Below are 22370 nucleotides of genomic sequence, written 5' to 3' on the forward strand. Positions count from 1 at the left end.
GGTTACATTCCGAACCCGGAAGCTAAGCCTTACAGCGCCGATGGTACTGCAGGGGGGACCCTGTGGGAGAGTAGGACACCGCCGAACAATCATTGAGAAAACCCCCGGCCGGGGATACCGGCGCGGGGGTTTTCTGCGTTTAAGGGGCCGCCGCCCCTGGCCTCAACGCCTTTACAGGCGTCCCGCCGCTTTCAAGGCCAGGTAGGCGTCCGCCAAGGCCGGCGCCAATTCGGTCGGGGTCGCGTCGACGACCGTGACGCCGTGACGGCGGAGTTGTTCCGCTGTGCGGTGGCGTTCCGACTGGGCCTGGGCCGCGGCCGCCGCCTCGTAGACGGCGTCCGTGGTGCCGCGGGCCTTGGCCATGTCGGCGATGTGGGGGTCAGCCACCGAGGCGACCAGGACCGTATGGCGTTGCGTGAGCTGGGGCAGGACCGGCAGCAGGCCCTCCTCGATCGGGGCCGCGTCGAGAGTGGTCAGCAGGACGATCAGGGAACGGCGCGGGGCCGAGCGGAGTGCGGTGGCGGTGAGGCCGCGGGCGTTCGTTTCCACGATCTCCGGTTCGAGCGTCGCCATGGCGTTGACCAGGGCGGGCAGCACATCGCCGGCCGCGCGGCCCTGGACGAGGGCCCGTACCCGGCGGTCGTAGGCCAGGAGGTCGACGCGGTCGCCGGCGCGGGACGCCAGGGCGGCCAGGAGCAGGGCCGCGTCCATGGAGGCGTCGAGGCGAGGGGCGTCGCCGACGCGGCCGGCCGAGGTGCGGCCCGTGTCGAGGACGAGCAGGATGTGCCGGTCGCGCTCAGGGCGCCAGGTGCGTACGGCGACGCTGGTCTGGCGGGCCGTGGCGCGCCAGTCGATGGAGCGGGTGTCGTCGCCGGGCACGTACTCGCGCAGGCTGTCGAACTCCGTGCCCTCGCCGCGGGTGAGGACGCTGGTGCGGCCGTCCAGTTCGCGCAGACGGGCCAGCTTGGAGGGCAGGTGCTTGCGGCTCGTGAACGGGGGGAGCACGCGTACCGTCCACGGCACCTGGTGGCTGCCCTGTCGGGCGAAGAGGCGGAGAGGACCGTAGGAGCGGATGGTGACCCGGGACGCCTGGCGGTCGCCGCGGCGGGTGGGGCGCAGGCGGGTCGTGACGCGGCGGCGTTCGCCCGCCGGCACCTTCAGGCGGTGGCGGGAGGCGTCCACTTCCGTGCCGGGCTGCCAGCTGCTCGGTGGCCAGGCGTCCCGGAGGTGGGCGCGCAGCGGCCGGCGGGTCGGGTTGGTGACCGTCAGAGTGACGTCCGCCGTGTCGCCGAGGCGTACGGAGGTGTCCCCGGAGCGGGTCAGGCCCAGGCGGCGTACGGGGGCTGCCAGGGCGAAGTCGCAGGCGCAGGCGACGGCCAGGGGTGCGTTGACCGCGAGGATGCCCGTCCAGCCGGCCTCCCAGATGCCGACGGGGAGGGAGCCGAGGGCCGCGAGGAGCGCGGCGCGTCCGGTGAGAGCCATCAGCGGGGGACGGGGACGTGGGTGAGGATCGCGGTGATGACGGAGTCGGCGGTGACACCCTCCATCTCGGCCTCCGGGCGCAGCTGCACGCGGTGGCGGAGGGTGGGGAGGGCGAGGGCCTTCACGTCGTCGGGGATGACGTAGTCGCGGCCGGTCAGCCAGGCCCAGGCGCGGGCCGTCGAGAGCAGTGCGGTGGCTCCTCGCGGGGAGACACCGAGGGTGAAGGACGGCGACTCGCGGGTGGCCCGGCAGATGTCCACGACGTAGGCGGTGATCTCGGGGGAGACCGTCGTCCTGGCGACCGCGGTACGGGCCGCTTCCAGGTCGGCGGCGTTCGCGACGGGGCGTACGCCGGCGGCGCGCAGGTCGCGCGGGTTGAAGCCCTCGGCGTGCCGGGTGAGGACGTCGATCTCGTCCTGGCGGGACGGGAGGGGGATGGTGAGCTTGAGGAGGAAACGGTCCAGCTGGGCCTCGGGGAGGGGGTAGGTGCCCTCGTACTCGACCGGGTTCTGGGTCGCGGCGACCAGGAACGGCTCGGGGAGGGGGCGGGGGGTGCCGTCGACGGTGACCTGGCGTTCCTCCATGGCCTCCAGGAGGGACGACTGGGTCTTCGGGGGCGTGCGGTTGATCTCGTCGGCCAGGAGCAGGTTGGTGAAGACCGGACCGGGCTGGAAGGAGAACTGGGCGGTGCGGGTGTCGTAGACGAGGGAGCCCGTCACGTCGCTCGGCATCAGGTCCGGGGTGAACTGGACGCGCTTGGTGTCCAGTTCGAGGGCCGAGGCGAGGGCGCGGACGAGGAGGGTCTTGGCGACGCCGGGGACGCCTTCGAGGAGGACGTGGCCCCGGCAGAGCAGGGCGACGACGAGACCGGTCACGGCGGGGTCCTGGCCGACCACGGCTTTGGCGATCTCGGCGCGCAGGGCTTCCAGGGAGTCGCGGGCGGCGCCCGGGTCCCCGGTGTGCGCGGCGTTGTCAGTGGTCGGGTCCATCATGGACGGCGTACCTCTCTTTCGAGGGCGTCGAGTCGGTCGGCGAGGGCGATGAGTGCCGCGTCGTCGCTGGGCGGCGGGCCGAAGAGGAGGGCGTGCAGGGCTTGTCCGTCGCCGCCGTGCAGGTGGTCGGACAGTGCGGGGAGCAGGACTTCGGGCGTGTGCGCCCGGGTGACGGGGACGCCTGCGAGGGGGGCGAGTCGGGTGCGGGTGGTGGAGCGAAGAGCGGCGGCGGCGCGGTCGCGGGCGTTCGCCGCGCGGTAGAGGCGGGCGCGGCCCTCGACGGTTTCGGAGGCACGGATCGCCACGGGGAGTTTCTCGGGCACGAGGGGGCCGAGCCGGCGTGCCCGCCAGAGCGCGGCGAGGGCTGCCGCGACGAAGAGTTGCAGCGTGCCCCAGAGCCAGCCGGAGGGCAGCAGGTCGAAGAGGCTGCGCTGCTCGTCGGGGTCGGCAGTGGAGGCGTCGGAGAGGGTGGGGAGGTACCAGACCAGATGGGGGCGGGAGCCGAGGAGTTGGAGGGCGAGGGAGGCGTTGCCCTCGTCGTCGAGGCGGTCGTTGAGGAGGATGTCGGGCGCGCCGAGGACGACGGTGTCGCCGTCGGAGGCGTCCGGGATGCGCAGCAGGGTGGCGAGGCGCTCGCTGGGGTAGCACTCGTCGGCGTCGAGGTGGGTGGTGGTGTAGCGGACGCCGCCGGTGTCGGCGCTGCCGGCGCGGCGGGCGGCGGGCAGCGAGCAGTCCGGGTCAAGTGTGGAGTCGAAGCTGGTGACGGGGTCGGCGGTGACGCCGGGCGCGAGGCGCTCGACGGCGGATCCGCCGGGGGCGACGAGGACGGTGCGGCCGCCGGTGCCGGCGAAGGAGGCGCGCAGGTCGCGCTGTTGACGTCCGGTCAGCAGGTCGGGGGTGGCGACCAGCAGGGTGGTGTCCGGGCCGACGGCGGCGCGGGCCTGGGCCAGGGTGGTGACCACGCGCGTGGTCACGCCCCGGTCGGCGAGGAGTTCGGCGACGGCGCGGCTGCCGTGGGGGTCGGCGGAGCGGGGGTCGAGCTCCCCGTGGTGGGCGTCGGAGCGGATCACGGCGATCGCGACAGCCGCCGCCAGCAGCAGCACCACGGCGAGTGCGATGCCTCGCGCGCGGGTCCACACCTGGCGGGCGGTGGGGGAGGCCGAGGTGGGCGGAAGCGTGGCCTCGGTCGTCATCCGGCGGCTCCCTGGCGGGCGTTGTGGTCCGTGCTGTGGGTGCTGCTCGCCAGGGTCGGCTTGGTGCGCTCGATGTCGCGGTCGAGTTCCGCGAGCCGCTGGTACGACTGCTCGGTCGCCGCGCGCCCGCCGTACGTCACGTCGTCGAAGTCCCGGGCGGCGGCGCGCAGTCGGTCGGTGTGGGCGGGCAGGGCACGGCCGGCGTCCGAGGCCGCCTCGTCGGCGGTGCGGCCGGGGCGGACGTCGAGGAGGGCGCGTTCTTCGAGGGCGCGGACGATGGCCCGCATGCGTTCCTGGACGGCCTGGTTCCAGTGGCCCTCGGCGGCGTGGGCCTCGGCCGCGGATCGGTGTTCGGCGGCGCTGCGGGGGCGGTCGTCGAAGAGAGTGGGAGCGGAGGCGGGTTGGCGGCGGGGGGTGCCGAGCCGCCACCACAGCGCGGCGAGGACGGCGAGGACGGCCACGACCACGACGAGCAGGCCGAGCGTGCCTCCCGGGGTGGCCGTCGAGGCGGCGCCGAGGAGGCGGTCGACCCAGTCCCAGAACGCGTTGAGGGCGCGCTCGAACCATCCGGGGTCGTTCTCGTGGTACATGCGCTTGGACAGCTCGCGCCGTGCCGCCTCCCGCGCGGGGTCGCGCGGGAGGGTGACGGGCGGCTCGTCGCCGGAGTGCAGCAGTGTTCCCACGCCGGTGCGGGACAGCGCCGTGGTGAGAACTCCCCCCGTGGAACTCACCGCATCAGCTCCTCGGCGTCGTCGCGTCGGAGCCGTAGCCCTGGACGCCCGCGGCGCGGCCCAGGTCGAGGTCGAGGGCTTCGCGGCGGATGCGCTGGTCGATGTAGAGGAGCACGGTCACGCCCGCGTTGATCGGGAAGGTGACCATCGAGCCGATCACGGCGCCGATGCCGCTGACGATGAGGAACGTCCAGCCGAGGTCGCCGCCGCTGTTGAGGAAGCCGGAGACGCCGTCTCCGCTGAGCGCGGCGGCGAGGAAGGTGAAGGGGATCACCACGATGGACGCGACGATGTTCGCGATCAGCGTGGCGAGCAACTGGATGCCGAAGATCCGCCACCAGGAGCCGCGGACCAGTTTGGCGGAGCGGCCCAGTGCCTTCTTGATGCCCTGCTTCTCCAGCATCAGGGCCGGGGAGGCGAGGGAGAAGCGGATCATCAGCCAGATCGCGACGACTCCGGCTCCGAGGATGCCGAGGACCATCAGCGCGGCTCCCGCCTCGGCGGCGCCCGTGGCCATCACCAGGATGCCGGGCAGCGAGCCGGCGGCGACGACGGCGAGGGTGATGAGGATCAGCAGCAGGATCAGGCCGAACAGCTTCGGTACCTGCGGCCGGGCGTCGCGCCAGGCCTCGCCGATGGTGACCGGCCTGCCGAGCACCGCGCGGCTGGTGACGGTCGTGAGGAGGGCGGTGGCCAGGACGGTGCCGACGAGGGACACCAGGAAGATGACGCCGGTGCCGATCATGACGTCGCCCATGGCGCGGCCCAGCTCGCCGACGGTGGCCTCGGGGTCGTCGAGGGCGTCGGTGCCGCTGCCGTTCAGGACGAGGCCCTGGAGCAGGACGACGACGATCTCGGTGAGGACGGCGACGGTCAGGGAGATGCCGAGGACGGTGCGCCAATAGGTGCGCATGGTGGAGACGGCGCCGTCGAGGATCTCGCCCACGCCCAGCGGGCGCAGCGGGATCACGCCGGGCTTGGCCGCGGGCGGGGGACCGCCCCAGCCGCCGCCCCAGGCGCCGTGGCCACCGGGGCCGCCATAGCCGCCGTAACCCCCGGGGCCGCCGTATCCGCCGGGGCCGCCGGGGGGCGGGGTGCCCCAGCCCGGGCCGGGCGGTGGGGGTGGCGGGGCCTGGCCGGGTGCCGTGGGGCCGGTGGGAGCGGACCACTGGGCCGGTGGCGGCTGTTCCTTCGACCACTTCGTGCCGGGGCCCTGTGGATCCTGGCCGGGCCGGTCCGCGGGCTGCGCGGGGCCGGGCCGGTCGGCGGGCTCGGCGGGGCCGGACGCGCCGGGCTCCCGCCCCTCGGGCGAGGTGGATCCGGGCGAGGCCCAGCCCGGAGTGTCGTTCATCGTCGCTCCTTCACGGTGCCCGTCCGCGGTCGCGGCGGCAGGTTGGCAGCCATCGTGCCATGGGGTGGTCATCGCGTGACCGGCAGCGGCATGAGCTGCATACCTTCAATTGTCCGTGCCGCAGGGGGCAGACTGGCGGCATGGCTGATCAGCACGCGCAATCAGGCGAGGACAAACGGCCGACGGAGAAACCCGCGATCCGCTGGGAGGAACCACCTGAAGGCCCCGTACTGGTCCTTCTCGACCAGACGAGGCTGCCGGCAGAGGAGGTCGAGCTCGTCTGCACGGACGCGTCGGTCCTGGTCGACGCGATCCAGTCGCTCGCCGTGCGCGGGGCACCGCTGCTCGGCATCGCGGGCGCGTACGGCGTCGCGCTCGCCGCCGCACGGGGCTACGACGTGGGCGAGGCGGCGAACGCGCTGGCGGGCGCCCGCCCCACGGCGGTGAACCTGGCCGTCGGTGTGCGCCGCGCCCAGGCCGCCCACGAGGCCGTCCTGGCGCGGGGCGGGAGCACCGGGCAGGCGGCCGAGGCGGCGCTGGCCGCGGCGCGGCAGCTGCACGAGCAGGACGCCGAGGCCAGCGCCCGGATGGCGCGGCACGGCCTGGCGCTGCTGGACGAGCTGCTGCCGGCCGGCGGGCACCGGATCCTGACCCACTGCAACACCGGTTCGCTGGTGTCGGGCGGCGAGGGGACGGCGTTCGCGGTGGCGCTGGCGGCGCACCGGGCGGGGCGGCTCAGGCGGCTGTGGGTGGACGAAACGCGCCCGTTGCTGCAAGGTGCTCGCCTGACGGCGTACGAGGCGGCCCGCAGCGGAATCGCGTACACGCTCCTCACGGACAACGCGGCGGGCTCCCTGTTCGCCGCCGGAGAGGTGGACGCGGTGCTCATCGGGGCGGACCGCATCGCGGCCGACGGATCGGTGGCGAACAAGGTGGGGAGCTATCCGCTCGCGGTGCTCGCCAGGTACCACCACGTGCCGTTCATCGTGGTGGCGCCGGTGACGACGGTCGATCCGGACACGCCCGACGGCGCGTCCATCGAGGTCGAACAGCGTCCCGGCTATGAGGTGACGGAGATCACAGCGCCGCAGGTGCCGGTGACGGGAGCGGGTGGCGGGATTCCGGTGGCTCCGCTGGGGACGCAGGCGTACAACCCGGCGTTCGACGTGACGCCTCCCGAGCTGGTGACCGCGATTGTCACCGAGGAGGGCGCCGTGTCGCCCGTGACGGCTGAGGCGCTAGCCGAGCTGTGTGCCAGGTCACGCCAGGTAACGATTAGCTAATGGGATGATGTCGTTTATGAAGGGACGAGTCCTTGTCGTCGACGACGACACCGCACTTGCCGAGATGCTCGGCATCGTGCTGCGTGGTGAAGGTTTTGAGCCGTCTTTCGTAGCCGACGGCGACAAGGCGCTGGCCGCTTTCCGTGAGACCAAGCCCGATCTGGTGCTCCTGGACCTGATGCTTCCCGGTCGGGACGGTATCGAGGTGTGCCGCCTGATCAGGGCGGAGTCCGGGGTTCCGATCGTGATGCTCACGGCGAAGAGCGACACCGTCGACGTCGTCGTGGGCCTGGAGTCGGGTGCCGACGACTACATCGTGAAGCCGTTCAAGCCGAAGGAGCTGGTCGCCCGCATCCGGGCGCGGCTGCGGAGGTCGGAGGAGCCGGCTCCCGAGCAGCTCGCCATCGGTGACCTCGTCATCGACGTGGCCGGTCACTCCGTGAAGCGGGACGGGCAGTCGATCGCGCTGACGCCGCTGGAGTTCGACCTGCTGGTCGCGCTGGCGCGCAAGCCGTGGCAGGTGTTCACCCGGGAGGTCCTGCTGGAGCAGGTCTGGGGGTACCGGCACGCGGCGGACACCCGGCTGGTGAACGTCCATGTGCAGCGGCTGCGTTCCAAGGTCGAGAAGGACCCGGAGAAGCCCGAGATCGTGGTGACCGTCCGCGGTGTCGGCTACAAGGCAGGCCCGAGCTGACATGTCCAAGGACAGTGCCGCTTCGGCGGCGGGCCGTACCGCAGCCCGCGCGGAGCGGCCTGTCGGGCGCAAGGCGCCCGGTTCCCGCTGGGACCGCTTCCTTGAGGGCGGCCTGCTGCAGGGCGGTGTGCAGGGCAGCCCGGTGCTGCGTCTGCTGCTGCGGTGGATACGCAGGCCCCTGCTGCCGGTCGTGCGGCTGTGGCGGCGCAACATCCAGCTCAAGGTCGTCGTCACCACGCTGCTGATGTCGCTGGGCGTCGTCCTGCTGCTGGGCTTCGTCGTCATCGGGCAGGTCCGCAACGGCCTGCTCGACGCCAAGGTGAAGGCGTCGCAGAGCCAGGCCACCGGTGGTTTCGCGGTGGCCAAGCAGAAGTCGGACGAGGCCTCCAGCGGGCGCACGGACGGCGCGAGCACGCCGGACGGCCGCTCCGCGCAGAACGTCATCCAGTGGATGAGCGACCTCGTCTATTCGCTGTCCAGCGGCGGTCAGGGCGCGTTCGACGTGGTGACCCTGCCGCCGTCCGGCGCGGAGAGCGACACCGGCGGACGCGGACCGCGTGCCTCCGGCGGCGTGGACCCGACGGCGAGCGTGCCCGAGGAGCTGCGCGAGCGGATCGACCGCAGCACGAGCGCCGCGCAGAGCTACACGCGCATCGTCTACAACACCGGCACCGGCAAGGAGTCCCAGCCGGCCCTGGTCATCGGCAAGCAGGTCAACGACCCGAACAACGACCCGTACCAGCTGTACTACCTCTTCCCGCTCACGCAGGAGGAGAAGTCGCTCAGCCTGGTCAAGGGCACGCTGGCGACGGCCGGGCTGTTCGTCGTCGTGCTCCTCGGGGCGATCGCCTGGCTCGTGGTGCGGCAGGTCGTCACGCCGGTACGCATGGCGGCGAGCATCGCCGAGCGGCTGTCCGCCGGGCGGCTCCAGGAACGCATGAAGGTCACCGGCGAGGACGACATCGCGCGGCTCGGCGAGGCGTTCAACAAGATGGCCCAGAACCTGCAGCTGAAGATCAACCAGCTGGAGGACCTGTCGCGGATGCAGCGCCGGTTCGTGTCGGACGTGTCGCACGAGCTGCGGACGCCGCTGACGACCGTGCGGATGGCCGCCGACGTGATCCACGAGGCGCGGGTGGACTTCGACCCGGTGACCGCGCGGTCGGCGGAACTGCTCGCCGACCAGCTGGACCGGTTCGAGTCGCTGCTCGCGGACCTGCTGGAGATCAGCCGCTTCGACGCGGGCGCGGCGGCGCTGGAGGCCGAGCCGATCGACCTGCGTGACGTCGTGCGCCGGGTGATCAGCGGCGCCGAGCCGCTCGCCGAGCGCAAGGGCTCGCGGATCCGGGTCGTCGGCGATCAGCAACCCGTCGTCGCCGAGGCGGACGCGCGGCGCGTGGAGCGCGTCCTGCGCAACCTCGTCGTCAACGCCGTCGAGCACGGCGAGGGCCGGGACGTCGTCGTGAAGCTCGCCGCCGCGGGCGGTGCCGTGGCCGTCGCCGTGCGCGACTACGGCGTCGGCCTCAAGCCCGGTGAGGCCACGCGCGTGTTCAGCCGTTTCTGGCGTGCCGATCCGGCACGCGCGCGTACCACGGGCGGTACGGGGCTGGGCCTGTCCATCGCCCTGGAGGACGCGCGGCTGCACGGCGGCTGGCTGCAGGCCTGGGGCGAGCCCGGTGGCGGCTCGCAGTTCCGGCTGACGCTGCCGAGGACCGCCGACGAGCCGCTGCGGGGCTCCCCGATACCGCTGGAGCCCACGGACTCGCGGCGCAACCGCGGCCTCGACGACGCCGGTCTGCCGCGCGGCGGCGGGGACGGCGACAAGTCCGCCACCGTGCCCGCGCGGCAGCCGGCGCACGACGGGAGCGCGGGTTCCGCGCGCGACCCGATCGGGCAGCGCCTGTCCGGCGCGGCACCCACGGCCGACCCCACCGCGCTGCCCGGCAACGGCGCGCGCGTGGTGCCGCGGTCGGCGGCAGCCGCTGCGGGCGGCTCGGGCACGCCGGACGCGGGCGTTCACGAGAGCGCGGCCGAGGCGGCCGGCACGGAGGACGACACCGACGACGTAGAGCGGGACGACGTGCAGCGGGACGAGGCGCCCGCCGCGGGCCGGACGGACGGCGGGCCGCGGGAACCGCACAGGCAAGGGGAGGCAACTCGTGGGCGCTGACCGCGTGAGGGGCGGCCGCCGGCAGCCGGGAAGCGCGGTGGCGTACGCCGTGTGCGGTGCCGTCCTGCTGTCGGGGTGCGCCTCCATGCCCGACAGCGGGGATCTGCGGGGCGTGGAGTCCACGCCCCGGCAGGACACCCAGGTGCGGGTGTTCGCCATGCCGCCGCACGAGAACGCGTCGCCTTCCGAGATCGTCCAGGGCTTCCTGGAGGCCCTGACCAGCGACGACCCGAACTACGAGACCGCGAGCCAGTACCTCACCGCACAGGCCGCGCGCACCTGGCGTCCCGAGCTGTCCACCACGGTGCTCGCGGACGCGCCGGAGAGCACGGCCGAGCCCGTGGGCGGCCGTGAGGACGGCGACGAGTTCGCGTTCACGATGTACGGCACCAAGGTCGCCACGGTGGACGCGCAGCAGTCGTACGTCCCCGTGACCGGCTCGTACAGCAGGTCGGTGCACCTGACGAAGGACCGTAAGAGCGGCCAGTGGCGGATCGACAATTTGCCGCAGGGCGTCGTGATGGGCAGGTCGGACTTCCAGCGCAACTACATGTCGGTCAACAAGTACTACTTCGCGTCCAACGCCGAGGCGGGGGAGAACGCGCAGCCGGCGGCCGTCGCCGATCCGGTGTACGTGCGCCGGCGCGTGGATCCGATGACGCAGATGGTGCGTTCGCTGCTCAACGGGCCGACGACCTGGCTCGATCCCGTGGTCAGGTCCAGCTTCCCGACGGGGACGGATCTGGAGAAGGACGCCGGGGCGCTGACGCCCGACGACCAGAACAAGCTGACCGTGCCGCTCAACGCGCGCGCGGCCCGGGTCGGTCCCGGCAAGTGCGACGAGATGGCGGCCCAGCTGCTGTTCACGCTGCAGAACCTCACGCCGACGGTGGACGAGGTCGAGGTGCGGTCCGGCGACAAGCAGCTGTGCTCGCTGGACGGGGAGCGGGCCGACGCGGTCGCCGCGCTCGGCTCGGTGCAGCACCCCGACTACCTGTACTTCGTCGACGGCGACCACCGGCTGGTACGGCTGCCCGCCGGGAACGGCGCCACCAAGGCCGAGCCCGTGCCGGGGGCGCTCGGCGAGGGCGCCACCGCGCTGCGCACGGCGGCCGTCTCCCGCGACGAGCACACCGCGGCCGGCGTGAGCCTCGACGGCCGGACGCTGTACGTCGGTTCGCTGGTGTCGGGCGGTTCGCTCGGGGAGCCGGTGCTGCGCAGCAGGGGCAAGAGCGAGAAGGACCGGCTGACGGCGCCGAGTTGGGACGCCCGGGGCGACCTGTGGGTGGCCGACCGCGATCCCGCCAGGCCCCGGCTGCTGCTTCTGGAGAAGGGCGCGGGCGAGCCGGTCGAGGTGGAGACGTCCGGCCTCGACGGCCGGGTGCAAGCCGTGCGTGTGGCCGCCGACGGGGTGCGGATCGCGCTCGTCGTGGAGAAGGACGGCAAGCGGACCCTGCTCATCGGGCGGATCGAACGGGGTGACAAGTCGGACGGGCGTCCGGCGCTCACCGTCCTCGAACTGCGCTCCGCGACGCCCGCGTTGGAGGACGTCACCGCCATGTCGTGGGCCGGTGACAGCCGCCTCGTGGTGGTCGGCCGGGAGGAGGGCGGCGTGCAGCAGATGCGGTACGTCCAGAGCGACGGCTCCACGCCCGAGGAGCAGGCGCCCGCCGCGCTGCCCGGCGTCGAGGAGATCGCCGCGTCGCAGGACGACGGGATGCCGTTGGTGGCGAACTCGGAGGACGGGATCGTACGGCTGCCGTCCGGGGCCCAGTGGCAGAAGGTGATGGAGGGGACGGCGCCGGTCTATCCGGGGTGACGCGGCGGACCGTGACGTGGGGGACGGTGACGCGACCCACGACCGCGGTGGCACGGCGGACGATGACGCGGCGGATCGTCCGCTTCCCGGGCCGCCGCGACTGCGGGAGCGGCGCCCGGAGTTGAGCCGTGGCCGGGACCGGTGACACGCCGGGCGGAGTTGTCCACAGGCGGTTGTCCACAGGGGTGGTCCGGTCCGGCCGGTCTTGGCACAGTGGTGTCCATGCGGGGGTGGTGGCGGGACCTCACGGACCTGGTGCTGCCGGCCGAGTGCGGAGGCTGCGGAGCGCCTCGCACGGTGCTCTGCCCGGAGTGCCGTGCCGCCCTGAGCGGGGCCGTACCGAGCCGGGTGCGACCGGTGCCGGAGCCGCCCGGGCTGCCGGTGGTGCACGCGGCCGCCCGGTACGCGGACGAGGTGCGGGCCGTGCTGCTGGCCCACAAGGAGCGCGGCGCCCTGGCCCTCGCAGGCCCGCTCGGTACGGCTCTGGCGGGAGCCGTGCGGGCGGGGCTGGAGGGGGATGGCGCCCCGGAGCCGGGTGCGCCGGTGCTGCTCGTTCCCGTGCCGTCCGCCGGCCGGGCGGTGCGGGCGCGTGGGCACGACCCGGCCCGGCGGATCGCGCTCGCCGCGGCGGCCGGGCTGCGGCGGGCCGGGACGCCGGCGCGGGTGGCCGCCGTGCTGCGTCAGCGGCGTGCCGTGGCCGACCAGTCGGGGCTCAACTCCCGGCAGCGCATGGCGAATCTGGCGGGAGCGCTGACCGTCGTCGCCGGTGGTGCCGGGCTGCTCGCCGGTGGTCGGGTCGTGCTCGTCGACGACCTGATGACGACCGGCGCGTCGCTCGCGGAGGCGGCGCGGGCCGTGCGGGAGGCGGCAGGACGCGCGTCCGCCGGTTGCCGGGAGGCACGCGCACGCGAGGCGGGCGGGGTCAGGTGCGGTACGCGTCGAGACACATGCGCGTCCGATCCGTATAGGGACCGGGGCGGGACGGTCCCGGGCCCGGTCAGGCGCGGGGCCGTCCCGTACGGGGATTCGGCCGAAACGGATCCGCGTGCCTTGTCGCCGGTGTACGGGCGGGCGAGATGGGAAGGGAGTGGGGAACGGAAGTCGGGATCGCAGGAGAGGACGCACGGGCCCTCTACGGGCCCGGGAAAGACCGGGCCGAACCGCGCCGGGAACGTGATCCGCGCGGCGGTGGTCGCGGCATCGCCAGATTCTTTCGAATTAAACCGGAACTGACTGAGAACTTGCATCGTTGCAGGTAATAGCAGGGTCAATTCACCGGAACGGAGGTACGCGGCGGTAGAGGGTGACGACATCCCTCCGGGCGAGATATGTTCGGTTGTGAGGGAAAGCCGCAGGCCACACCTCTCATATCCGAATGCCGAGCCACGGGTTTTCCACATTCCTCCGTGCCGGTGGAGTGGAGATCTCGCCCATGGGGGAGGAGGTGGAAGTCACCGAGTCCGAGGCTCCGGGTTCCGCCGGGGCCTGGTGCGAAAGGGAGACGCTCCGCACCGCAGCGGAGCGATCCGGGAACGGAGTTCTGCGTGGACATCGTCGTCAAGGGCCGCAAGACCGAGGTGCCCGAGCGGTTCCGCAAGCACGTGGCCGAGAAGCTGAAGCTGGAGAAGATCCAGAAGCTCGATGGCAAGGTGATCAGCCTCGACGTCGAGGTGTCCAAGGAGCCCAACCCCCGACAGGCCGACCGCTGTGACCGAGTGGAGATCACGCTCCGCTCCCGCGGACCGGTGATCAGGGCGGAGGCAGCGGCCAGCGACCCGTACGCGGCGCTCGACCTGGCGGCGGAGAAGCTGGACGCCCGGCTGCGCAAGCAGCACGACAAGCGGTACTCCCGGCGCGGCGCGCGCCGCCTCACGGCCGCTGAAGTCGCCGACCACGTCCCCGGCGCGGCCACGCTCAACGGCACCGGCGCGAGCCGGCCCGAAGAGCCCGAGCCCGTGCCCACCAAGAAGATCGGCTCGCTGGAAGTACAGGGAGACGGCCCGCTGGTCGTCCGCGAGAAGACCCACTCCGCAGCCCCGATGACCCTCGACCAGGCCCTCTACGAGATGGAGCTGGTCGGGCACGACTTCTACCTGTTCGTCGACTCCGACACCAAGGAGCCGGCGGTCGTCTACCGGCGGCACGCCTACGACTACGGCGTGATCCACCTCAGGACGGACACCATGATCACGCAGGCGCCCTCGCCCGACGCGGGCGGTTCGCTCGGCGGCTGACCTCGCCGGGCCACGGCAGCGGTGGTGCCCCTGGAGCGCGTGTGCGCCCCCAGGGGCACCGGTATGCGACGGCGTGCGCCCACCGCGCGCCCCCCGCACCGTCACCGCGGTGTCGTCCGGGCATGAAATCATGGCGGCAACGGCCCAACCGGTGGGCCGTTGCCTTGGGTTGGCGATGGCTCAGGACCACAGGCCGCAGCCTTCAGGGGGAGGAACGATGGCGGACAGCTTCGGACCGATGCGTACCGAGGACGCCGACGACCGCACCGTCGGCACGGGCCCGGACGCGGGCACCTCACGCAAGGAGCCGATCAGAGTCCTGGTCGTGGACGACCACGCCCTGTTCCGCCGTGGCCTGGAGATCGTGCTCGCCGCCGAGGAGGACATCCAGGTCGTCGGCGAGGCCGGGGACGGCGCCGAGGCCGTCGAGAAGGCCGCCGACCTGCTGCCCGACATCGTGCTGATGGACGTGCGGATGCCCAAGCGCGGCGGAATCGAGGCGTGCACCTCCATCAAGGAAGTCGCACCCAGCGCCAAGATCATCATGCTGACGATAAGCGACGAGGAAGCCGACCTCTACGACGCGATCAAGGCGGGCGCGACGGGTTATCTCCTGAAGGAGATCTCCACGGACGAGGTGGCGACGGCCATTCGCGCGGTGGCCGACGGCCAGTCGCAGATCAGCCCGTCCATGGCGTCGAAGCTGCTCACCGAGTTCAAGTCGATGATCCAGCGGACCGACGAGCGCCGGCTCGTGCCCGCGCCCCGGCTCACCGACCGCGAACTCGAGGTCCTGAAACTCGTCGCCACGGGCATGAACAACCGGGACATCGCCAAGGAGTTGTTCATCTCCGAGAACACCGTGAAGAACCACGTGCGCAACATCCTGGAGAAGCTCCAGCTGCATTCCAGGATGGAGGCCGTGGTGTACGCGATGCGGGAGAAGATCCTCGAAATCCGGTGAGCCCGGGGTGGGCCCATGGCGGGCCGTGGTGGGCCGGATGCCGGCCCGGGGCTCAGGCCAGCAGCCGGGCCAGCTCCGCGGTGAGTGGCTCGCGCAGCTCCGGCGCGTCGACCCGCTCCACGCGGACGTCCGTGCACTCCACCCAGCTCGCCGCCTCGACCAGCGCCTGCGCCACGCCGGGCACCGCCTTCGGGCCCTCCAGCGTGACCTGCCGGGCCACCAGCGTGCGCCCCTCGCGGGCCGGGTCCACGCGGCCGACGAGCCGGCCGCCGGCCAGCACCGGCATCGCGAAGTAGCCGTACACCCGCTTCGGCTTGGGGACGTAGGCCTCCAGGCGGTGGGTGAAGCCGAAGATCCGCTCCGTGCGCGCCCGTTCCCAGATCAGGGAGTCGAACGGGGACAGCAGCGTCGTGCGGTGCCGGCCGCGCGGCGCCGTCTCCAGGGCCGCCGGGTCCGCCCAGGCCGGCTTGCCCCAGCCCGCCACCGACACCGGGACCAGACCGGAGTCCGCGATCACCGCGTCCACCTGCTCGCCCTTGAGGCGGTGGTAGTCGGCGATGTCCGCGCGCGTGCCGACGCCCAGCGCCTGGCCGGCCAGGCGGACCAGACGGCGCACGCACTCGGTGTCGTCCAGCTCGTCGTGCAGCAGGGCGTCCGGGACGGCGCGCTCGGCGAGGTCGTACACCCGCTTCCAGCCGCGGCGCTCGACGCACACCACCTCCCCGTACATCAGGGCCCGCTCGACGGCGACCTTCGTGCCCGACCAGTCCCACCAGTCGCTGGTCTTCTTGGCGCCGCCCAACTCCGTGGCCGTCAGGGGGCCTTCGGCACGGAGCTGCTTGATGACCTGGTCGTAGACACCGTCGGGGAGTTCGTGGTGCCAGTGCGGGCGGTTGCGGTAGGCGCGGCGGCGGAAGGCGAAGTGGGGCCACTCCTCGACGGGCAGGATGCACGCCGCGTGCGACCAGTACTCGAAGGCGTGCGGTCCGGCCGCCGACGCGCCGTCCTGCCAGTAGGCACGCTCGACGGTCCTGCGGCCCACGGCGCCCAGGCGCGCGTACGGGACGAGTTCGTGGGAGCGGGCGAGGACCGAGATCGTGTCGAGCTGCACCGCGCCCAGGTGTCTGAGCACGCCGCGGACCCCGGCGCGGCGGTCCGGGGCGCCGAGGAACCCTTGCGCCCGCAGGGCGATGCGGCGGGCGTCGTCTGCCGAGAGTTCCGTGCTGGGGCGCGGGAGGGTCGTCATGACTCCGCACGATACGAGGTGGCACTGACAGCGCGCCCCGAGCTGCGAGAACCCGTTACGGAGTGCGCGCCGGGGCGGGCAGGTACGGCGCCGTCGAGGGCAGGCCCAGGTCCGACGGGAGCAGCGAGCCGACCCAGCAGTCGCGTCGTACGCCGTTGTTGTTCATGGCGGCGCGCAGGGTGCCCTCGACGGTGAAGCCCGTGCGCTGCGCGACCGCGCGGGAGGCGTGGTTGCCGACCTCGGCCCGCCACTCCAGGCGGTCGATCCGCAGGTGTGTGAACGCCCAGCGGGCGGCGGCGAGCGCGGCCTCCGTGACGTAGCCCCGGCCGCGGTGCTCCTTCGCGGCCCAGAAGCCGATCTCGGCGGTGCCCAGGGAACGCATCGTGACGCCGAGCATGCCCACCAGGCGCTGGTCGGGCAGGAAGAGGCCGAAGGTGAACATGGAGTCGTTCGCCCAGCCGTCCGGCACCTGCTGTTCCGTGAAGCTCTGCGCGTGTTCGAGGAGATACGGCGAGGGCATCGCGGTCCAGCGCGGGATGTCGGAGTCCTGGACGGCGGCGTACACGGCGTCGGTGTCCTGCGGGCCGACCGTGCGCAGCAGCAGGCGGTCGGTGGTCAGCGTCACGGGTTCCATCGGCCGATTCTGCTCACCCCGGCGTGCGGACGCCACGATTTTCCGGTCCCTCCTCCGTCCGGCGCTTCGTCCCCCTGCCCGGCCCTTCCTCGCGGCGGGTGAGCGGGTGATCACGTTTCGCGCAAATCGGGGCCGGGGCGCGGCACCATCCGGGGCTCCCGGACGTTGTTCATGGTGAAACCGCGAGAAGAAGCCAGAAGAAGCAGACAAAAACAGACGCAAGGCACCTGACGGTCGCCCTCCCGCCAGGCCTCCCGGCGCGACGGGGTCCTCGCATACGATGGCCGTTGCTCAGTACGTCAAAACGGAAACCGACCGTCCCAGGCCCGACCGGCAAGGAGACCAACCCCCGTGTCCGTCCTCTCGAAGATCATGCGTGCAGGCGAAGGCAAGATCCTGCGCAAGCTGCACCGCATCGCGGACCAGGTCAACTCCATCGAAGAGGACTTCGTCGACCTCTCCGACGCCGAGCTGCGGGCCCTCACCGATGAGTACAAGCAGCGGTACGCGGACGGCGAGAGCCTGGACGACCTGCTGCCCGAGGCCTTCGCCACCGTCCGGGAGGCCGCCAAGCGCGTCCTCGGCCAGCGGCACTACGACGTCCAGCTGATGGGCGGCGCCGCCCTGCACATGGGCTACGTGGCCGAGATGAAGACCGGTGAGGGCAAGACGCTCGTCGGCACGCTGCCCGCGTACCTCAACGCCCTGTCCGGCGACGGCGTGCACATCGTCACGGTCAACGACTACCTGGCCGAGCGCGACTCCGAGATGATGGGCCGCGTCCACAAGTTCCTGGGCCTCGACGTCGGCTGCATCCTCGCCAACATGACGCCGGCCCAGCGCCGCGAGCAGTACGGCTGCGACATCACGTACGGCACGAACAACGAGTTCGGCTTCGACTACCTCCGCGACAACATGGCGTGGTCCAAGGAAGAGCTGGTCCAGCGCGGCCACAACTTCGCCATCGTCGACGAGGTCGACTCCATCCTCATCGACGAGGCCCGTACGCCGCTGATCATCTCCGGCCCGGCCGACCAGGCCACGAAGTGGTACGCCGACTTCGCGAAGCTGGTCAAGCGCCTCAAGCGCGGCGAGGCCGGCAACCCGCTGAAGGGCGTCGAGGAGACCGGCGACTACGACGTCGACGAGAAGAAGCGCACGGTCGCCATCCACGAGTCCGGCGTCGGCAAGGTCGAGGACTGGCTGGGTATCGACAACCTCTACGAGTCGGTGAACACCCCGCTCGTGGGTTACCTGAACAACGCCATCAAGGCCAAGGAACTCTTCAAGAAGGACAAGGACTACGTCGTCATCGACGGCGAAGTCATGATCGTCGACGAGCACACCGGCCGTATCCTCGCCGGCCGCCGCTACAACGAGGGCATGCACCAGGCGATCGAGGCGAAGGAAGGGGTGGACATCAAGGACGAGAACCAGACGCTCGCCACGATCACCCTGCAGAACTTCTTCCGCCTCTACAACAAGCTCGCGGGCATGACCGGTACGGCGATGACCGAGGCCGCCGAGTTCCACCAGATCTACAAGCTCGGCGTGGTCCCGATCCCGACGAACCGTCCGATGGTCCGCAAGGACCAGTCCGACCTGATCTACCGCACCGAGGTCGCCAAGTTCGAGGCGGTCGTCGACGACATCGAGGAGAAGCACCGCAAGGGGCAGCCGATCCTCGTCGGCACCACCTCGGTCGAGAAGTCCGAGTACCTCTCGCAGCAGCTCAGCAAGCGCGGTATTCAGCACGAGGTGCTGAACGCGAAGCAGCACGACCGTGAGGCGCAGATCGTCGCCCAGGCCGGCCGCAAGGGCGCCGTGACGGTCGCGACCAACATGGCCGGCCGTGGTACGGACATCAAGCTCGGCGGCAACCCCGACGACCTCGCCGAGGCGGAGCTGCGCCAGCGCGGCCTCGACCCCGAGGAGCACATCGAGGAGTGGGCCGCGGCGCTGCCCGAGGCCCTGGAGCGGGCCGAGAAGGCGGTGCAGGCCGAGTTCGAGGAGGTCAAGAGGCTCGGCGGGCTCTACGTCCTCGGCACCGAGCGGCACGAGTCGCGGCGTATCGACAACCAGCTGCGCGGTCGTTCCGGCCGTCAGGGCGACCCGGGCGAGTCCCGCTTCTACCTGTCGCTCGGCGACGACCTGATGCGCCTGTTCAAGGCCCAGATGGTCGAGCGCGTGATGTCGATGGCGAACGTCCCGGACGACGTGCCGATCGAGAACAAGATGGTCACGCGCGCGATCGCGTCGGCCCAGTCGCAGGTCGAGACGCAGAACTTCGAGACGCGCAAGAACGTCCTGAAGTACGACGAGGTCCTCAACCGCCAGCGCGAGGTCATCTACGGCGAGCGCCGCCGCGTCCTGGAGGGTGAGGACCTGCACGAGCAGATCCAGCACTTCATGGACGACACGATCGACGCCTACGTCCAGGCGGAGACCGCCGAGGGCTTCCCGGAGGACTGGGACCTGGACCGGCTGTGGGGCGCCTTCAAGCAGCTCTACCCGGTGAAGGTCACCGTCGACGAGCTGGAGGAGGCGGCCGGCGACCGCGCGGGTCTCACCGCCGAGTTCATCGCCGAGTCCGTCAAGGACGACATCCACGAGCAGTACGAGGCGCGCGAGGCGCAGCTCGGCTCGGAGATCATGCGTGAGCTGGAGCGCCGGGTCGTGCTGTCGGTCCTGGACCGCAAGTGGCGCGAGCACCTCTACGAGATGGACTACCTCCAGGAGGGCATCGGCCTGCGCGCGATGGCCCAGAAGGACCCGCTGGTCGAGTACCAGCGCGAGGGCTTCGACATGTTCACCGCGATGATGGACGGCATCAAGGAGGAGTCCGTCGGCTACCTGTTCAACCTGGAGGTCCAGGTCGAGCAGCAGGTCGAGGAGGTCCCGGTCGAGGACACGCGTGCGGAGGAGGCGGCGAAGCAGGACGCGGTGCCGGCGCAGTCCGGTGGACGTCCCGAGATCCGCGCCAAGGGCCTGGACGTGCCGCAGCGGCGGAACCTGCACTTCTCCGCGCCGACCGTCGACGGCGAGGGAGGCACCATCGAGGGCGACTTCGCCACGGACGACGAGCCGGTGCGTTCCCCGGCCGACGGCCTCACGCGCGCGGAGCGCCGCAAGCAGGCGAAGGGCGGCCGTCGCCGCAAGAAGTGACGCGAGCTCCGCGAGGAGCGGCACGTGGTGAAGGGCCGGGCACCGTGAGGGTGCCCGGCCCTTCGCCGTGCGCGACCCGGGACGTGGCCCGTTCAGCCGTCGGTGGCGCGGGGCGGGCGGGGGCCGCCCAGTTCGACCGCGGTGCAGCGCCAGCGCAGGTCGCGGCCCCGCTCCAGGCGGAAGGCCATGGCGCGCAACCGGTCGCCCGCGCCGATGCGGGCGAAGGCCTCGATGGCGCCGGGCCGGGGTTCGAACCAGCCGATGTCGCGGACGACGGGGTGGGGGCCGCGGGTGCGCAGCGGGGTTCGTTCGGCGAGCCTGATCAGCTCGTCGTAGGCGGGCCCGGCGGTGTGCCGGAGCATCCAGTGCACGGGACGCCGGCCGCTCAGGACGGCGAGGAGACGGTCGGCGAAGAGGTCGGTGGGCCGCGGTTGCGGGACGGGCCTGCGGGGCGTCTGGGCGGGGACGACGGGGGTCGGCGGGCGGGTGCCGGCGGTGGCCGTGGGCGGGCGGGTGTCCGTCGGCCGCGCGGCCGGGCCGCGCGGGTTGCCCGGCGGGCGGTCGCCGGGGGCCGTCGTGCGGGCCGTGCCGCCGCCCGGAGTGCGGGGCGGCGGACCGGACGGGCGACGGGCGTCGAGACGGCCGGGCGGGCGCGTGGAGGGGCGGCGTCGGCTCCTGGTCATGACCTTGATCAAGGGTGTCCCCGTTCGGCGGGCCCGGCGTTTCATACCGGGCAGTAACTTGCTGTTGGGGATCTTGTACGGGGTGCGGGGGCGACCGGCAAGGAGGCCGCGAGCGCGTCGGACCGCCGGGGAGATTCACTTATCCGGGTGACGGCGACGGCGCCGGGCCCGTGGTGTCGCGGGCGCACCGGGTGAATCCGTGGACCGGGGTGGACGGTTCCGGGCGGGTGGGCAGGAACCCGAAAGGGGACCCCCGCACGTATCCTGAAGGCCCTCCGGGCGACCCGGGACCGCCCCTGCCGGGGTCCCCGCCGAGCCCTCACGACCACGACGAAAGCGGCCCGCCATGCGCGTCTACGTCCCCCTGACCCTCCCCGGCCTCGCCGAGGCGCACAAGACGGGTGAGCTGGGGACCGGAACGCTGGTCGCGTACGCCGTCACGCCGGCACTGCGCGAGTGGTATCTCTCCGACGACGTGGAGGAACTGGAGTACGCGGCGCTGAACCGCGCCGCTCTCGCCTCCCTGCGGCTGCTCGCCGCCGACCCCTCGGCGCCGCGCCGCCGTGTCGTGATCGCCGTCGACGTGCCCGACAACGCGGCGCGCGTCGACCCGGACCGGGGCCTGGACCCGGCCGCGCTCGGCGAGGTGCGCGTCGCCGGGCCCGTGCCGCTGGCCAGGGCGGCGGCGGTGCACGTGGACGCGGACGACGCGGAGGCGGACGTGGCGGCGGCTTCCGAGGCGCTGCCGGCGGCCGACGGCGGGGACGACGACGCGCGCTTCGTCGTGGACGGCGCCGAGGACCACGAACTGCTCTGGTACGCGACGCAGGAGATCCCCGGCCTGCTCGGTCACGGCGCCTGACCTGCGGTTGCCTTGATTGTCAGTGGCGGCGGGTACGTTTTCGGCATGGGGAAGAAGACAGGGGCGCACATCGTCTGGGACTGGAACGGCACGCTGTTCCACGACCTGGACGCGATCATCGGAGCGACGAACGCGGCCTTCGCCGAGCTGGGCCTCGAGCCGCTCACGCTGGAGCGGTACCGGGAGCTGTACTGCGTCCCGGTGCCGAAGTTCTACGAGCGGCTGCTGGGGCGGCTGCCCACCGACACGGAGTGGGAGGTCATGGACGCGACCTTCCACCGGTACTACACGGAGCACCGGGTGGGCTGCGGCCTGGCCGACGGGGTGACGGAGCTGCTCACCGGCTGGCGGTCGGCCGGGCACAGCCAGTCGATCCTCAGCATGTACGGGCACGACGAGCTGGTCCCGCTGGTGAAGGGCTTCGGCATCGAGGCGCACTTCATACGCGTCGACGGGCGCACCGGGCCGTCCGGCGGAAGCAAGGCCGAGCACATGGTGCGGCACCTCGGCGCCCTCTCCGGCGTCGACCCGGCGCGCACGGTCGTGATCGGGGACGCCGCCGACGACGCGCTGGCCGCGGGGCACGTGGGGGCGCGCGCGGTGCTCTACACCGGGGGTTCGCACAGCCGGGCCAGCCTGGAGGCGGTGGGTGTGCCCGTGGTGGACACGCTCGCGGAGGCGGTCGCCGAGGCGGAGCGGCTCGCGGCCTGACGGACCCCTGCGGCCTGAGCGTCGGTCGCGTGCGACCGACGGCGACCCTCCACGGCCCCCCGTGGCGACCCCCTGTGGCGCCCCCTACGGCAAGGCCGCCCCTCTCCCCTCTGTGCAGAACGTCAAACTTCCACCCCCGGTTTTGTACACATACGG

The 22370-nt window shown here is 72.4% G+C and carries 18 protein-coding genes and 1 rRNA gene; 11 read left to right on the forward strand and 8 right to left on the reverse strand.

All coding sequences use genetic code 11. From position 1 onward, the window contains the following. Positions 1-87: ribosomal RNA gene (gene rrf, locus ACZ7D7_RS05005) — 5S ribosomal RNA — on the forward strand; the annotation flags it as partial. Between the two features lie 84 nt (positions 88-171). Here the strand turns inward: rrf and ACZ7D7_RS05010 are convergent. From ACZ7D7_RS05010 to ACZ7D7_RS05030, 5 genes are read right to left on the reverse strand one after another with little or no spacing between them, the layout of a single operon-like run. Next, entirely contained in the window at positions 172-1482 is a 1311-nt protein-coding gene (locus tag ACZ7D7_RS05010; RefSeq protein WP_470822482.1) for a DUF58 domain-containing protein, read from the reverse strand. After that, positions 1482-2471, reverse strand: coding sequence for an AAA family ATPase (locus ACZ7D7_RS05015; RefSeq protein WP_470823181.1), 990 nt, complete (start codon positions 2469-2471; stop codon positions 1482-1484). The genes ACZ7D7_RS05010 and ACZ7D7_RS05015 overlap by 1 nt, the downstream gene beginning before the upstream one ends. Continuing rightward, complete coding sequence (locus ACZ7D7_RS05020) at positions 2471-3667, reverse strand: DUF4350 domain-containing protein (protein ID WP_470822483.1); 1197 nt, start codon at positions 3665-3667, stop codon at positions 2471-2473. The genes ACZ7D7_RS05015 and ACZ7D7_RS05020 overlap by 1 nt, the downstream gene beginning before the upstream one ends. Then, on the reverse strand, positions 3664-4398 hold the full coding sequence (locus tag ACZ7D7_RS05025) for a DUF4129 domain-containing protein (protein WP_470822484.1): 735 nt from the start codon (positions 4396-4398) through the stop codon (positions 3664-3666). The genes ACZ7D7_RS05020 and ACZ7D7_RS05025 overlap by 4 nt, the downstream gene beginning before the upstream one ends. A 4-nt stretch (positions 4399-4402) precedes the next feature. Next, positions 4403-5749, reverse strand: coding sequence for a glycerophosphoryl diester phosphodiesterase membrane domain-containing protein (locus ACZ7D7_RS05030; protein ID WP_470822486.1), 1347 nt, complete (start codon positions 5747-5749; stop codon positions 4403-4405). Between the two features lie 140 nt (positions 5750-5889). Here ACZ7D7_RS05030 and mtnA point away from each other — a divergent pair, with 140 nt between their 5' ends. The 7 genes from mtnA to ACZ7D7_RS05065 all read left to right on the forward strand — a co-directional run bounded on the left by mtnA (position 5890) and on the right by ACZ7D7_RS05065 (position 14913). After that, positions 5890-7032, forward strand: coding sequence for an S-methyl-5-thioribose-1-phosphate isomerase (gene mtnA, locus ACZ7D7_RS05035; protein ID WP_470822488.1), 1143 nt, complete (start codon positions 5890-5892; stop codon positions 7030-7032). Positions 7033-7036: 4 nt separating this feature from the next. After that, a complete protein-coding gene (gene mtrA / locus ACZ7D7_RS05040) occupies positions 7037-7726 on the forward strand; it encodes a two-component system response regulator MtrA (protein WP_003975799.1) in 690 nt (229 codons plus the stop codon). A gap of 1 nt (position 7727) precedes the next feature. Continuing rightward, a complete protein-coding gene (gene mtrB / locus ACZ7D7_RS05045; RefSeq protein ID WP_470822491.1) occupies positions 7728-9896 on the forward strand; it encodes an MtrAB system histidine kinase MtrB in 2169 nt (722 codons plus the stop codon). Continuing rightward, complete coding sequence (locus ACZ7D7_RS05050; protein ID WP_470822493.1) at positions 9886-11715, forward strand: LpqB family beta-propeller domain-containing protein; 1830 nt, start codon at positions 9886-9888, stop codon at positions 11713-11715. The genes mtrB and ACZ7D7_RS05050 overlap by 11 nt, the downstream gene beginning before the upstream one ends. A 222-nt stretch (positions 11716-11937) precedes the next feature. Further along, complete coding sequence (locus tag ACZ7D7_RS05055; protein WP_470822495.1) at positions 11938-12948, forward strand: ComF family protein; 1011 nt, start codon at positions 11938-11940, stop codon at positions 12946-12948. A gap of 311 nt (positions 12949-13259) precedes the next feature. After that, on the forward strand, positions 13260-13949 hold the full coding sequence (gene hpf / locus ACZ7D7_RS05060; protein WP_470822497.1) for a ribosome hibernation-promoting factor, HPF/YfiA family: 690 nt from the start codon (positions 13260-13262) through the stop codon (positions 13947-13949). Between the two features lie 217 nt (positions 13950-14166). Next, positions 14167-14913: a response regulator gene (locus tag ACZ7D7_RS05065; RefSeq protein WP_470822498.1), complete on the forward strand. Its 747-nt coding sequence runs from the start codon at positions 14167-14169 to the stop codon at positions 14911-14913. A gap of 52 nt (positions 14914-14965) precedes the next feature. Here ACZ7D7_RS05065 and ACZ7D7_RS05070 read toward each other — a convergent pair whose 3' ends face one another. Next, a complete protein-coding gene (locus tag ACZ7D7_RS05070) occupies positions 14966-16159 on the reverse strand; it encodes a winged helix-turn-helix domain-containing protein (protein ID WP_470822500.1) in 1194 nt (397 codons plus the stop codon). A gap of 55 nt (positions 16160-16214) precedes the next feature. Beyond that, entirely contained in the window at positions 16215-16793 is a 579-nt protein-coding gene (locus ACZ7D7_RS05075; protein WP_470822502.1) for a GNAT family N-acetyltransferase, read from the reverse strand. A 351-nt stretch (positions 16794-17144) separates the two neighbouring features. Between ACZ7D7_RS05075 and secA the strand changes: the two genes are divergently transcribed. After that, positions 17145-19958 (forward strand): preprotein translocase subunit SecA, encoded by a 2814-nt coding sequence (gene secA, locus ACZ7D7_RS05080; RefSeq protein ID WP_470822504.1) that lies wholly within the window; start codon positions 17145-17147, stop codon positions 19956-19958. A 92-nt stretch (positions 19959-20050) separates the two neighbouring features. On the opposite strand, the gene ACZ7D7_RS05085 is transcribed toward secA, so the two are convergent. Next, positions 20051-20653, reverse strand: a complete 603-nt coding sequence (locus ACZ7D7_RS05085; RefSeq protein WP_470822506.1) for an Rv3235 family protein — start codon at positions 20651-20653, stop codon at positions 20051-20053. 334 nt (positions 20654-20987) lie between these two features. Here ACZ7D7_RS05085 and ACZ7D7_RS05090 point away from each other — a divergent pair, with 334 nt between their 5' ends. Further along, positions 20988-21503, forward strand: a complete 516-nt coding sequence (locus tag ACZ7D7_RS05090; protein WP_470822508.1) for a DUF6912 family protein — start codon at positions 20988-20990, stop codon at positions 21501-21503. Positions 21504-21548: 45 nt separating this feature from the next. Then, positions 21549-22214, forward strand: coding sequence for an HAD family hydrolase (locus ACZ7D7_RS05095; protein WP_470822510.1), 666 nt, complete (start codon positions 21549-21551; stop codon positions 22212-22214). The last annotated feature ends 156 nt before the right edge of the window (positions 22215-22370 follow it).

It is taken from the genome of Streptomyces sp. NPDC037054 (assembly GCF_055606745.1).